Source organism: Flavobacterium sp. W21_SRS_FM6 (assembly GCF_052119645.1).
GTDB lineage: Bacteria > Pseudomonadota > Gammaproteobacteria > Enterobacterales > Alteromonadaceae > Paraglaciecola.
Map to the genome: position 1 here is coordinate 177,112 of NZ_JBGQOM010000008.1, position 13,567 is coordinate 190,678.

Genomic DNA, 13,567 nt, shown 5'->3' on the forward strand with positions numbered 1-13,567 from the left:
TAGCAAATTGTTACTTCATGGGTAAAATAAAACGAATTTAAACGAGCTACAAGTCATTTTCATAAAACTTTCCCATGGTCACTCTGGGCAAACCATTAAAATCACTCACCGACCGTATTTCGACGTAAGCATTTGATTCAAAAATATTTCTTATTTTTTCATCTTGCTCAAAACCATGCTCAATGACTAACCATCCAGCTCCAGCCAGAAAGCCTTTCGCTTGTCCAACAATAAATCGAATATCATCCAATCCATCAGCGCCAGATATCAGGGCACTTAGAGGTTCAAAGCGAACATCGCCTTGTTGTAAATAGGGACTGTTATCTTCTACATAAGGAGGGTTGGTTACGATCAAATCGAAACGTTGTTTGTCTAGCTTACTAAACCAGTCGCTTTGCATAAAACGAACTGAATCAAGTTGGTTTTCTGTGGCATTCTGTTTTGCTAGTTTAACAGCGTCATGACTTTTATCGATACCGATGACTTGCCAGTGTGATTTTTCACTCGCTAAGGCTAAAGCGATTGCGCCCGTTCCTGTACCTAAATCAAGTACCTTAGCCTTATCTGGCAAGCCAAGCTCAAGGGCAGATTCAACCAGTAATTCGGTTTCCGGGCGCGGGATCAATGTGGCTTCAGATACCCTCAAACGCAAGGTCCAAAAATCACGATAACCAATTAAATAGGCAATGGGGTGACCTTGGCAGCGCTGCTGAATGAGCTCAGTAAATTGAATAACTTGTTCAGGTTCCAGTGTTTTTTCTGGCCAAGTATGCAAATAACTCGTGTCGCGCTGTAAGCAATGGCAGAGTAGAATTTTAGCGTCAAGCAGTGCCGTATCATTTGCTGCTTCCGCGGATAAAATCAAGCTTGCCGCCCACTTGAGTTGAGCGGCAATCGACGTGTCTTCAGATGTTGAAGATAGGGCTTTATTCATCCGACAAAGAGGCAAGTAAATCAGCTTGGTACTCTTGGCGAATAGGCTCAATAAGTAAGTCTAATTCACCCGCTATGACTTCATCTAAGCGGTACAAGGTTAAGTTAATTCGGTGGTCTGATACTCTGCCCTGAGGAAAATTATAGGTTCGTATCCGTTCAGACCGGTCGCCACTGGCAACCAGACTACGACGGGTCGAGGTTTCTTCCGCTTTACGTTTCTCTTCTTCCAGCTGATTCAAGCGGGACTGCAGTACCGCCATGGCCTTTGCTCGGTTTTTATGCTGTGAACGCTCATCCTGACACTCAACGATTAAGCCACTAGGAATGTGAGTAATACGAATCGCCGAATCGGTCTTGTTAACGTGCTGTCCACCGGCGCCCGAGGCACGAAAAGTATCGACTTTCAAATCAGCTTTGTTGATTTCAATCGCTTCAGACTCTGGCACTTCTGGCATCACGACCACTGTACAGGCTGATGTATGTATACGGCCTTGCGACTCTGTTTCTGGCACTCGTTGTACGCGATGACCGCCCGATTCAAATTTCAAGATCCCGTAAACACCCTCACCCATTACGTTCACAATGATCTCTTTGTATCCGCCATGTTCACCTTCATTGCAGGTTACCAGCTCAACCTTCCAACGCTGAGATTCAGCATAACGAGAATACATTCTGAACAAATCACCGGCAAATATTGCCGCTTCATCACCACCTGCTCCGGCACGGATTTCTAAAAAACAGTTATTGTCATCATTAGGATCTTTTGGCAAAAGCAGTATTTGTAAGGTTTGAGTGAATTCCTCGATACGTTTCTTAGAGTCTTTGTACTCTTCTTGCGCCATTTCACGCATTTCCGCGTCGTTTTCTTCCATCATTTCTTGGGCCGAAACCAGATCTTGTTGAGCAACTTGAAATTCACGGAAACATTTCACCACGTCTTCTAACTGAGCATATTCTTTCGTTAGGGCGCGATATTTTTCTTGATCCGAGGTAACCGAAGCTTCGCTCAATAACGCTTGAACTTCTTCAAATCGCTCAGTTAAGGTTTCTAATTTGCGTTGTACCGATACTTTCATGTTGTTCCTATATACGCGCCATATGGGCTCGTGATGCTGCTATTTATATGTCTAATTAACCCGTTACACAAATAGAGGTTAAGATTGATTGTTGGTTTCGAGCCCGAGGGCGTCTTTCAGAATTTCTATCATGCCGTCATCTTGCTCGTTTGCAGCTTTTTTTAAGGCTTTGGTCGGGGCATGAATAAGACTATTAGTGAGTTTGTTCGCTAGCTCAACCAATACCATTGAGGCGTCTTTACCATCAGCCAGTTGATTTAGCGCTCGCCCTACTAGCTGATCTTTTTGAGCGATGCTTTGATCTCTGAAATTTTTAAGTACATCAATTGAGCGCTGACTTTGTTTCCACTGCAAATATTGCTGGGCTTGTAACAGGATCATTCCATCAGCTTGCAGCGCCGCGTCATGACGATTTGCCAAGTTTTTTTCGACTATTTGCTGCAAATCATCCACTGTATACAAATAGGCATCATCCAACTGCCCAACTTCAGCTTCTATATCTCGCGGGACGGCCAAATCCACCAAAAACATCGGTTTATGTCTGCGCTCTTTTAAAGCACTTTCGACCAAACCCTTGCCCAAAATGGGCAGCTGGCTGGCTGTTGAACTAATAACAATATCGGCTTCTTTAAGATGCTGAGGTATTTGCGCCAAGGTAAGTACTCTTGCCCCTAAAGGTTTGGCAATACTCTCTGCACGGGCCAAAGTACGGTTGGCAACAGTCAAAGACTTTACGTTTTGCTCTGCTAAATGTTTGGCCACCAATTCAATGGTTTCTCCGGCACCGATGAGTAATACACGACTGTTTTCTAATGAAGAAAAAATATGTTTTGCCAGTTGCACTGAAGCATAAGCCACCGAGACAGCGTTAGCACCAATATCGGTTTCAGTGCGAACTTTTTTTGCAACCGCAAATGTATGCTGAAACAAACGTTCAAAATTACTGCTGATGACACCGGAGTTTTTGGCATCAATATAGGCTTGTTTAATTTGCCCTAAAATTTGTGGTTCACCTAACATCAACGAATCTAAGCCGCTTGCCACCCGCATAATATGTATCACGGCGTCTTGGTGTTCATGAAAATAACTATTTTTAGTTAAAAATGCTGCGTCCACCTTGTGGAAATCCGCTAACCAGTTAATTAAGCCTTGTTTCTCGCCATTTTCTATCTTTGCGTATATTTCAGTCCGATTGCAGGTTGAGACAATCACCGCTTCTTGGGCACCAGTAGTGGTACTCAAAGAGGCCAGTGCACTGACGATAGCATCGGGAGAAAACGCAATTTTTTCTCGCAACTCTACTGGCGCTGTTTTGTGATTTATTCCGAAGGCAATTAAGGTCATGCAGAGTATAGTGCGCTTACAACATTGGGTTAAACTGATTGAGGGCGGCATTGTACGCAAAAGGTAAAACTATTGAAAGTAAACTGCGTTTTATGTTCCCATAGACTTACTTAATTTCCAGCAGAATATTCCTGTGGCTCGTAATTCTCGTCTATTTATTGTTCGTTTTCGTAACATCGTGTTATTGATCCTCAGTTTCACTGTGGTGAGTTGTGCCTCGCCTCCCCCTTCAAATGTGGAGCTGAACAGTAATCAACATCAGATGCAACTCGCACAACTGCAACATTGGCAAATAAAAGGCAAATTTGGCTTTAAGAGTCCAGATGAAAAACAAAGTGCCAGTTTATCCTGGTTACAAAAACAACAAGACTACCAATTGTCGCTCAACACCATCTTGGGCACGTCTATTTTGTCGCTGCAAGGTAACTCATCTTGGGTTACCTTAGTAGCTGATGACACAACCTATCAAGGCAGCAGTGCCAGTGAACTGATCCAGCAAATTACCGGTTGGACTCTACCAATTGAACAGCTCCCCACATGGATAAAAGGACAAAGTGTCAAGACTGATAAGGTAATATTGAGCGAACAAGGCTGGATAGCAGAATTGCAGCCCCGATGCACAACATGCCGAGGCTGGCAACTGAGCTATTCAGATTATGAACAAGTAAAGGGGATTTGGTTGCCCCATAAAATCCGCTTAGAACATAAAGTAAACAAGGTTCAAGTCACCATTAAGGTTAATTCATGGACAATACACTGAGTTTTGACCGCAATGTTTGGTGGCCAAGTCCAGCCAAACTTAATTTGTTTTTACACATAAATGGCCGCTATCCCAATGGTTATCACCAATTGCAAAGCGTCTTTCAATTACTGGATTTTGGCGATGAACTGGCCTTCGAGCTAAACCCTGAAGGTAGCATTCATCTTGGTACGCCCATTGACGGTGTTGCCCATGATGATAATTTAATTGTAAAGGCAGCCATGCTGTTACGTAAAGAAATCATAACAAGGCAAAGACCACAAACCTCTTCACCATTAGGCTGCAATATCTCTTTAAAAAAACGCCTACCAATGGGCGGCGGTATTGGCGGAGGCTCATCTAATGCAGCGACAGCCTTAGTGGTATTAAATCAATTGTGGCAAGGGAATTTGAGTCTTACTGAACTAGCAGGTCTTGGTTTAAGCCTTGGGGCAGATGTCCCCATTTTTGTGCATGGTTTTACCGCATTTGCCGAAGGTGTAGGCGAAGTGCTCGAGCCCTTTTATATCGAACCGACCACGTATTTGGTGGTTTTCCCTGATTGCCATGTCTCTACTCAACAGATATTCACCCATCCCAATTTGCCTCGGAATACCCCAAAAATTGCAGCAGCTGATTATCATTTCAACAATACTCACAATGATTGCCAACAATTGGTCAGTGAACTCTACCCGAATGTTGCAAATACATTACGCTGGTTGTTAGAATACGCGCCGTCGAGAATGACGGGAACAGGCTCTTGTGTTTTTTCAACGTTTCATAACCCATCTGAAGCCGAAAGAGTACAAAAGTTGTTGCCTACAGGTTCGATTAGTTTTATTGCTAAAGGCGTTAACCGGTCTCCTTTGCACCAACAGTTAACTACTTTTTCAAATTAATAAGCGGTAGAACAAAATTTAAAAGTTACAATTCAGTAAATTGGGGTATAGCCAAGTGGTAAGGCAGCGGGTTTTGATCCCGCCATTCGGTGGTTCAAGTCCATCTACCCCAGCCACCTTCAAACGTAATGCACTGAGGATTTTATCGTGCCCGATATGAAGCTTTTCGCCGGAAACGCCGTTCCAGATCTTGCTCAAAAAGTTGCAAATAGACTCTATACCAAGTTAGGCCACGCTAGCGTGGGACGTTTCAGCGATGGTGAAATAAGCGTAGAAATCCATGAGAATGTTCGTGGTGCTGACGTATTTATTATCCAGTCAACTTGCGCACCAACTAATGATAACCTAATGGAATTGATCGTCATGATTGATGCATTTAGGCGTGCATCGGCTGGTCGTATTACTGCGGTAATCCCGTATTTTGGTTATGCCCGTCAGGATCGTCGTGTACGTTCTGCTCGTGTTCCCATTACCGCTAAAGTTGTCGCCGACTTTTTATCTAACGTAGGCGTTGACCGCGTTTTAACTATCGACCTGCATGCGGAACAAATCCAAGGCTTCTTCGATGTACCTGTTGATAACGCCTTTGGAACTCCCATTTTATTAGAGCATATGCGTCAGCGTAAAATGGAAAACCCCGTTGTTGTATCACCGGATATTGGAGGTGTAGTGCGAGCTCGTGCGGTAGCTAAATTGCTGAACGATTCTGACTTAGCGATTATCGACAAACGTCGTCCAAAAGCAAACGTTGCTCAAGTTATGCACATTATCGGGGACGTACAAGATCGTGACTGCATCATTGTTGACGATATGATCGACACAGGCGGTACCTTAGCTAAAGCGGCTGAAGCGTTAAAAGCTCATGGTGCAAAAAATGTTTATGCCTACGCCACCCACGCTATATTTTCAGGTAATGCTGCGCAAAACTTGCGCGACTCAGTGATTGACGAAATTATCGTTACTGACAGTATTCCTTTAAGTGAGGAAATGAAAACCGTTGGTAAAGTAAAACTACTTACCTTGTCAAATATGTTGGCTGAAGCGATTCGTCGTGTAAGTAACGAAGAATCAATTTCTGCAATGTTCGAATACTAAGCAAAGTATGTTTTAAATTTTAACCTGCGTGAGCCCATCGACGCAGGTTATTTCTTGCTTTTCAGTATTTGAATGCCAGCGCTACTCCCTTTAGTCGCGTTTGTTCATCACGCACCGCAAAAATCCCAGACAAAATCAGTATTCTAGCCCTAGCTAGCTTGTACCTCTGCCCACGTGGTGGTAACATTCGCCGCCCTTTTTAGGGGTCGCCGCTTATTTAAAGGCTTTTGCTTGATAAAAAGTGGTTTAATAGTAGATTTTGGTCGCAAAAATCTACACTCATTTACTTAATTGGAGTTACCTCAATGTCTGATGGAATTTTTACACTAGACGCAGAAGTCCGCAACGATCTAGGGAAAGGTGCGAGCCGCCGCCTACGTCACGCTGGAAAAGTACCTGCTGTTTTATACGGAGCTGGCCAAAAAGCCGTTTCTTTAACCCTTTCTCACAACAAAGTATTTCAGGCTCAAGAGTTTGAAGCGTTTTATTCACATGTGTTGACCTTAAACATCGCTGGTGAAAGTGTTGAAGTATTAGTTAAAGACATGCAGCGTCACGCGTTTAGACAAATCGTTACTCACATCGACTTTTTACGTGTTGATGCTAAGAAAGCGGTTCACACTAACATTCCTTTGCATTTCATTAATGAAAAAGAATGTAACGCTATCAAGGTATTAGGCGGTCACGCTGAAACCCACATGGCTGATGTTGAAATTAGCTGTTTACCAGCTGATTTACCTGAGTTCATTGAAGTTGATTTAACTAATGTTGAATTAGGTCAAACTTTGCATTTAACTGACTTAGTATTACCAAAAGGTGTTACTTTGCTTGAGTTAAACAAAGGTGAATCACATGATTTAGCCGTTGTTACGGTTAAAGCATCTAAAGGTCCTAAGGCTGATGATGCTGAAGAAGAAGCTACAGAGGCTTAATCTTCTTGACTGATATTCAGTTAATTGTGGGCCTGGGTAATCCAGGCCCCGAATATCAACATACTCGCCACAATGCAGGCGCTTGGTTTGTCGAACAACTAGCCAAAAGTTACAACTGCCCTCTCAAATTAGAAAATAAATTTTACGGTTACACGGGTCGTATTACGATTGGTGACCAAGATATCAAGTTGCTTATTCCCACAACCTTTATGAACAAAAGTGGACAAGCCGTTGCGGCCATGGCTAATTTCTATCGCGTTCCACTGGCAAATATGCTGGTTGCTTTTGATGAGCTCGATCTCCCGCCTGGCGTAGCAAAATTTAAAGTAGGTGGAAGTTCAAGCCAAAACGGTATTCGTGATATTGTCAGTAAATTCGCTAATCAAAAAGATTTTTTGCGCTTACGTATCGGCATTGGCCACCCTGGCGATAAAAATCGTGTTACCGGACACGTTTTAGGTAAGGCTCCAGCCTTAGAACAAACACTTATAGATGCAGCCTTAGATGAAGCCTTACGCTGCACAGAAATACTTATTAAAGACGATTTAAAAAAAGCCATGAATCGCTTACACGCGTTCAAGGCTGAATAACACTATTCCAACATAACAAGATTGTTGCACTACTTAGCAACCGTTTAATTGAACAAAGAGGATTTTCACATGGGTTTTAAGTGCGGCATTGTTGGCCTTCCTAACGTAGGTAAATCAACCTTATTTAATGCGTTAACCAAAGCAGGAATCGAAGCAGCCAATTTTCCTTTTTGTACAATTGAACCTAATACCGGCGTGGTACCTGTTCCTGACTTACGCTTAGATAAGTTATCTGAAATAGTCAAACCACAGCGTGTTATTCCTACCACAATGGAATTTGTCGATATCGCCGGTTTAGTCGAAGGTGCCTCTAAAGGTGAAGGTTTAGGCAACAAATTTTTAGCTAATATTCGCGAAACCGATGCCATTGGTCATGTTGTGCGTTGTTTCGAAAACGACAACATCGTGCACGTTTCTGGAAAAGTTAGCCCTAAAGATGATATCGATGTCATTAATACCGAACTTGCTTTAGCCGATTTAGAAACTGCTGAAAAAGCCATCTTTCGTGTTGCTAAACGCGCTAAAAGCGGTGACCAAGATGCAAAATATGAATTAACCGTGTTAGAAAAAATCAAACCTCATTTAGATGAAGGTCATTTGTTGCGGTCACTTACTCTTGAGAAAGAAGAACTAAAAGCAATCGCTTACATGAACTTTCTAACGCTTAAACCCACCATGTATATTGCTAACGTGAATGATGATGGCTTTGAAAATAATCCATTTTTAGACCAAGTACGAGAAATTGCTGCCAAAGAAAATGCCGTAGTCGTCGCAGTATGCGCCGAAATGGAGTCTGAAATTGGCAGTTTAGACGACGAGGAGCGCGCGGAATTTATGGCGGACATGGGTTTAGAAGAGCCTGGCCTAAATCGTGTTATCCGTTGTGGCTATGAATTATTAGCTTTAAACACCTATTTTACTGCTGGGGTAAAAGAAGTCCGTGCTTGGACTTACCCGGCGGGCTCAACCGCACCGCAAACCGCTGGTGTGATTCACTCTGACTTTGAAAAAGGTTTTATTCGAGCTGAAGTCATTGGTTACGATAACTTTGTCGAATTTAAAGGTGAGCAAGGAGCAAAAGACGCAGGTAAATGGCGTTTAGAAGGTAAAGAGTATATTGTCAAAGACGGTGATGTGATCCACTTTAGATTTAATGTCTAATTATTGTATTTAAACAGCCCGCCCAGTTAGCGGGCTTTTTTATGGCTCTTAGTCATTAAATAAGCGCATCGGAAAGTGCGTCAACTGTTTTATATCCATATGTAAACCGTATTTTGCATAAATGGGTTCAATCAAACTATGTTCATGCATGTATAACCATGCTTGGTTAAGTGCCTGTCTTATGTCATTTGAAACATAACGATAACTCACTCCCCAATAGACAGGACTACCTTGTAAGCTAAATCTGATGCCATAGTCGCTGTTTAACGCTGTATTAGACATCAATAAATGCTGAGCTGACATTTCGTCGAAAAACATTCCCGCTAAACGGCCACGTTGTAGCATCGCAATTCTGTCTCGATTATTTCTGATATCCACTAATTTTATATTAACTAATTCGTTGTTTAGCACATACTCATCGAACTTTTCACCGTATTTGTCGCCCCTGGTTAACCCTATTTCACCATTAAATTTTGCCAAGGAACCAGGCTCCTTGACTTCTTTGCTCACTTGATTGTTGGCAATGAAAGCGATTTTTTCAATATGATGAGGGCCCATAAATTGAGCATATTTGGCCCGTTCAGGGGTGTATGTAAAATGTGAGATCAATTGTATTTCGCCCGACTCCAGTAATTTGACGGATCTGGCCCAAGGAAGCTCTATAATAATTAGCTCACACCCAGCTCTTTTTACCCATTCTTTTGCTAGATCAACCGTAACACCCTGCCAGTTTTGCCCTTCCCTTTTGCTGTGATAAGGCGGAAAGTCGCTTGAGAGGCCAAGACTTAATTCACAGGCACTGGATACCTTAGTGATAAACAAAAAGCAAAATACAACAAATACGCCTTTATCTAGCGTTAAATAATGACGAATCAAAATAGTCTTTTTCCTAATTAATTGTAGTAAAAGTAGAAGAAGGAATATAAATACCATAAAAACTGAAAAATACGAGCAACAGTTTACTGCTTCATAGACAGTCGTTCGGAAATAGTTATCAAATAATTTCTCCTCATTGGGACAAAAATTCTTGAATATCGGAGAAAAAATAACAACTTTGTTTAGTAACTAATCAATCAATAACAATCTTCCAAAAAAACGGTTGACGACCCTAATTCAGATGGCATAATACGCGCCACTTCGGGAACGGAGTGAGATAGTTGGCTACATAGCTCAGTTGGTTAGAGCACATCACTCATAATGATGGGGTCGCAGGTTCGAATCCCGCTGTAGCCACCAACTTTTAAAGTTGGGTTGTAACAACTACCAAGTTACAACAAATTTGCGGGAGTGGTGGAATTGGTAGACACGCTGGATTTAGGTTCCAGTGCTTCACGGCGTGAGAGTTCGAGTCTCTCCTTCCGCACCAATATGTAGGGGTATAGCCAAGTGGTAAGGCAGCGGGTTTTGATCCCGCCATTCGGTGGTTCAAGTCCATCTACCCCTGCCAATTTTTATAAGTGATTGACTGCTAGTCATTCAACTCTTTAGGGGTATAGCCAAGTGGTAAGGCAGCGGGTTTTGATCCCGCCATTCGGTGGTTCAAGTCCATCTACCCCTGCCATTTTACTGAGTAAAGTGCAAAAAAAGCCAGACAATGTCTGGCTTTTTTTGTTTCTGCCCTGCGATTCATTATTTATGCAATTTCATTCAATAAAATCTAAATCAATCAAACATTGTACCTAGACATAAAAGGCATACTTCGGCAGACTTCTATCAGTAATTCAACTACTTGTGGGTTCAATTTTGATTAACGATATCGTCTCAGCCATCAACAACGTGTTATGGGGAAATGGTCAGGTACTCATTTATATGCTACTGGCAGCGGGCGTTTGGTTTACAGCACGTTTAGGATTTGTGCAAATACGCCACTTTGGTCATATGTTTTCTATTATGAAAGGCAGCACCAAAAGCGACAAGTCAGGGATAAGCTCATTCGGTGCCCTGTGCACCAGCTTGTCAGCTCGAGTTGGTACCGGCAATTTAGCGGGTGTTGCCGTGGCCATCTCTCTAGGTGGCCCAGGCGCCATTTTTTGGATGTGGGTTATCGCTATCCTCGGAATGGCAACCGGTTTTGCTGAAAGTGTGTTAGGTCAGTTATATAAAGTCAAAGACACTAACGGTGAGTATCGTGGTGGGCCTGCTTACTATATTCAACAAGGTCTGAATAAACGCTGGTTGGCGGTAATTTTTTCTTTGTGCTTATTTTTGGGATATGGCTTCATTTTCAGTGCCGTACAGGCCAACACCATTACTGACGCATTAAATAACGCTTACGATATTCCCACCCACTATTCTGGTTTGGCTATCATCCTCGTAGCCGGACTGATCGTTATTGGTGGTTTACGAGCTATCGCACGATTTGCTGAATGGGTAGTGCCTTTTATGGCCCTGAGCTATGTTCTTGTCACTGTGGCGATCACCATAATAAATATCGATGTCGTCCCTGATATGTTGCTCAATATTGTTTATTCGGCCTTTGGTTTACAAGAAGCAGGCGCAGGCGCCATGGGGGCGGCTTTCAAAAACGGAGTACAGCGTGGGCTTTATTCTAATGAAGCGGGCTCAGGAAGTGTGCCGCACGCTGCAGCAAGCGCAACGCCTAATCCCAACCACCCTGTTTCTCAAGGCTATGTGCAAATGCTGGGGGTATTTATCGATACTATGGTGCTGTGCACCTGTAGTGCCATTGTCATCTTGTTAGCTGGCGGTTCTTCGGGTGAACAAATGGAAGGCATACGCCTTACTCAAACAGCCATGAGCTCTCACTTAGGCGCGGGGGGAGCAGATTTTGTGGCAGCAGCCATCACCCTATTTGCGTTTACATCTGTAGTCGCTAATTACGCTTACGGTGAGAGTAATTTACATATCTTTAAGCTAGACAATAAAGTTGGAAAATCCGCTTACACACTCGGTTATTTAGCCATGATTTATTGGGGCTCAAGTGCAAATTTACCCGAAGTGTGGGCAGCAGCGGATATGGCGCTGGGATTAATGACCGTCATCAATATTATTGCCCTTGTTTGGATGACGCCAACTATTGTCTCTATTAGTCAAGATTACTTTAACAAACGTAAGTTAGGCAAAAACATGGAATATAAAACAGGCGACTGTGAAATTCAGGGTAAAAGCGAAAAAGGAATTTGGGACTAGCTACGCGACTCTAGGGTAAAATACCAAAAAGGATGCCATTGCATCCTTTTTGGTTTTAAGAAACGGATAAACTGGTCGTAGTGCTTACTCTTAGACCGCATCCAGCCACGTTTGAACAAGATGTTGCGATGAAGCAATGTCGTCTACCTTTCAAAAAGCGAGAGCACGAGACAACGTTCACTTAGGCATTCCGTTCTAGTTCGTAACGGTTGCTGTGTTTTAGCCCCCCTAACCCAGCATCGCTCAGGCTCAAGAGCCCACCATTTTTTCGTTAAAATGCTTCAATGAAGGATGGTAAAATTTCGCTGAATGAAAACATATCACAGCTAATTGGCGTTATTACACCTTGCCCAATATTCCACGGGCAATGACTTCTTTCATGATTTCTGAGCTACCCGCGTAGATAGTTTGCACTCTGGCATCGCGATAAAATCTCGAAATAGGGTATTCTTCGGTATAGCCATAACCTCCAAAGAGCTGCAAACATTCATTGACCATCGTTAACTGCATCTCGGTGGCGGCCAGTTTTAACATGGCGGCATCGCTTACAGTCATTGTTTGTTCGTTGTATTTAGCCATGTATTTTTCAAGTAAGGCACGGCATAGTTCTAATTCAGTTTGGCACTGAGCAAGTTTGAAACGCGTATTTTGAAATTGTCCCACAGATTGTCCAAATGCTTTACGCTGGCTCACGTAGTCAATTGTTAAATCTAGTGCTCCTTGCGCGTGTCCGATGGCTTGTACAGCGCAACCTAGTCGCTCTCTTGGCAGTTCCTGCATGAGGTAAACAAAACCTTTGCCTTCTTCACCTAACAAGGCATCGCCGGGTATTCGCAAATTTTCAAAAAATAACTCGGCGGTATCACTACTGTGCTGGCCTAATTTTTCGATGGGCTTGCCTTTTGAAAACCCCGTTAAGCTGGTATCAACTAAAAATAACGATATTCCCTTTGCCCCCGCCTTAGCGTCGGTTTTGGCACACACAATGATCATGTCAGCCATATTACCATTCGTGATAAAGGTTTTAGAGCCGTTTAGGATGTAGTCATCACCTTCTTTAACCGCGCTAGTACGCATGTTTGCAACATCACTGCCAGCACCTGGTTCGGTCATGGCGAGAGCGGTTACCACTTCTCCGCTAACCATAGGCGGCAACCAACGATCCTTTTGTGCCTCAGTCGCAATATTCAGAATATAAGGAGCAACAATATTAGCGTGAATGTTATAACCTGTAGCCAGACCATGCAGTCCCAAACGACACATTTCCTCTTGAATCATTTGGCACACGGCAAAACTAGCACCCGCAGCACCATACTTTTCGGGCATATCAACCAGCAACATGCCTGCATCCCCCATGGTATTCCATACTTCTCTTGGCGTGTGATGGTTCTTTTCCCAACTGTCATAGTGAGGCAAAATTTCTTGTTGCAAAAATCGTAACACCATGTCGCGAAACATTTGGATCTCTTCACTACCACTATTTTTATTTGTCATCGTATTACCTTTGTGAAAATAGGAGCTAATTACCCTTACGTATATTGTAGAGTCACAAAAGAGCACCCAACTCTAAAGGTGCCAAGTCGTATGATTGGAACAAGCCCTATGGATAGGGTCAAATCATTGATTTTTGGGTTAGCAGATTCAA

At 42.9% G+C, this 13,567-nt stretch carries 12 protein-coding genes and 5 tRNA genes; 12 read left to right on the forward strand and 5 right to left on the reverse strand.

Annotated features, from left to right (window positions below):
- Positions 1-46: 46 nt before the first annotated feature.
- From prmC to hemA, 3 genes are all read right to left on the reverse strand, one after another.
- Positions 47-934: a peptide chain release factor N(5)-glutamine methyltransferase gene (gene prmC, locus ACEN2L_RS14655; RefSeq protein ID WP_441744757.1), complete on the reverse strand. Its 888-nt coding sequence runs from the start codon at positions 932-934 to the stop codon at positions 47-49.
- Positions 927-2,012, reverse strand: a complete 1,086-nt coding sequence (gene prfA / locus ACEN2L_RS14660; protein WP_306022036.1) for a peptide chain release factor 1 — start codon at positions 2,010-2,012, stop codon at positions 927-929. Before prfA ends, prmC begins: the two co-directional genes overlap by 8 nt.
- 78 nt (positions 2,013-2,090) lie before the next feature.
- The gene (gene hemA / locus ACEN2L_RS14665; protein WP_441744759.1) at positions 2,091-3,356 is read right to left on the reverse strand and encodes a glutamyl-tRNA reductase; all 1,266 of its coding nucleotides are present in this window, start codon (positions 3,354-3,356) and stop codon (positions 2,091-2,093) included.
- 133 nt (positions 3,357-3,489) lie between these two features.
- On the opposite strand from hemA, the gene lolB reads away from it, so the two are divergent.
- The 7 genes from lolB (at position 3,490) to ychF (ending at position 8,772) form a co-directional block, all read left to right on the forward strand.
- Positions 3,490-4,116, forward strand: coding sequence for a lipoprotein insertase outer membrane protein LolB (gene lolB / locus ACEN2L_RS14670; protein WP_441744761.1), 627 nt, complete (start codon positions 3,490-3,492; stop codon positions 4,114-4,116).
- Positions 4,101-4,994: a 4-(cytidine 5'-diphospho)-2-C-methyl-D-erythritol kinase gene (gene ispE, locus ACEN2L_RS14675; protein ID WP_441744763.1), complete on the forward strand. Its 894-nt coding sequence runs from the start codon at positions 4,101-4,103 to the stop codon at positions 4,992-4,994. The genes lolB and ispE overlap by 16 nt, the downstream gene beginning before the upstream one ends.
- Positions 4,995-5,035: 41 nt before the next feature.
- A tRNA-Gln gene (locus ACEN2L_RS14680) sits at positions 5,036-5,110 on the forward strand.
- Between the two features lie 40 nt (positions 5,111-5,150).
- Positions 5,151-6,089 (forward strand): ribose-phosphate pyrophosphokinase, encoded by a 939-nt coding sequence (locus tag ACEN2L_RS14685; protein ID WP_441744808.1) that lies wholly within the window; start codon positions 5,151-5,153, stop codon positions 6,087-6,089.
- A gap of 305 nt (positions 6,090-6,394) precedes the next feature.
- Positions 6,395-7,021, forward strand: coding sequence for a 50S ribosomal protein L25/general stress protein Ctc (locus tag ACEN2L_RS14690; RefSeq protein ID WP_441744765.1), 627 nt, complete (start codon positions 6,395-6,397; stop codon positions 7,019-7,021).
- 5 nt (positions 7,022-7,026) lie between these two features.
- Positions 7,027-7,611 carry an aminoacyl-tRNA hydrolase gene (pth, locus tag ACEN2L_RS14695; protein ID WP_441744767.1) on the forward strand — a complete coding sequence of 195 codons (585 nt, stop codon included), beginning with the start codon at positions 7,027-7,029 and terminating at the stop codon, positions 7,609-7,611.
- Positions 7,612-7,680: 69 nt separating this feature from the next.
- Positions 7,681-8,772, forward strand: a complete 1,092-nt coding sequence (gene ychF, locus ACEN2L_RS14700) for a redox-regulated ATPase YchF (RefSeq protein WP_306022043.1) — start codon at positions 7,681-7,683, stop codon at positions 8,770-8,772.
- A gap of 48 nt (positions 8,773-8,820) precedes the next feature.
- On the opposite strand, the gene ACEN2L_RS14705 is transcribed toward ychF, so the two are convergent.
- Positions 8,821-9,648, reverse strand: coding sequence for a substrate-binding periplasmic protein (locus tag ACEN2L_RS14705; RefSeq protein ID WP_441744769.1), 828 nt, complete (start codon positions 9,646-9,648; stop codon positions 8,821-8,823).
- Positions 9,649-9,931: 283 nt separating this feature from the next.
- On the opposite strand from ACEN2L_RS14705, the gene ACEN2L_RS14710 reads away from it, so the two are divergent.
- The 5 genes from ACEN2L_RS14710 to ACEN2L_RS14730 all read left to right on the forward strand — a co-directional run bounded on the left by ACEN2L_RS14710 (position 9,932) and on the right by ACEN2L_RS14730 (position 11,922).
- Positions 9,932-10,008: transfer RNA gene (locus ACEN2L_RS14710), tRNA-Met, on the forward strand.
- Positions 10,009-10,053: 45 nt separating this feature from the next.
- A tRNA-Leu gene (locus tag ACEN2L_RS14715) sits at positions 10,054-10,138 on the forward strand.
- 6 nt (positions 10,139-10,144) lie between these two features.
- A tRNA-Gln gene (locus ACEN2L_RS14720) sits at positions 10,145-10,219 on the forward strand.
- A 39-nt stretch (positions 10,220-10,258) separates the two neighbouring features.
- Positions 10,259-10,333, forward strand: a tRNA-Gln gene (locus ACEN2L_RS14725).
- A gap of 182 nt (positions 10,334-10,515) precedes the next feature.
- A complete protein-coding gene (locus tag ACEN2L_RS14730) occupies positions 10,516-11,922 on the forward strand; it encodes an alanine/glycine:cation symporter family protein (protein ID WP_306022999.1) in 1,407 nt (468 codons plus the stop codon).
- A gap of 339 nt (positions 11,923-12,261) precedes the next feature.
- Here the strand turns inward: ACEN2L_RS14730 and ACEN2L_RS14735 are convergent, their stop codons facing one another.
- Positions 12,262-13,416: an acyl-CoA dehydrogenase family protein gene (locus tag ACEN2L_RS14735; RefSeq protein ID WP_441744771.1), complete on the reverse strand. Its 1,155-nt coding sequence runs from the start codon at positions 13,414-13,416 to the stop codon at positions 12,262-12,264.
- Positions 13,417-13,567 lie beyond the last annotated feature (151 nt).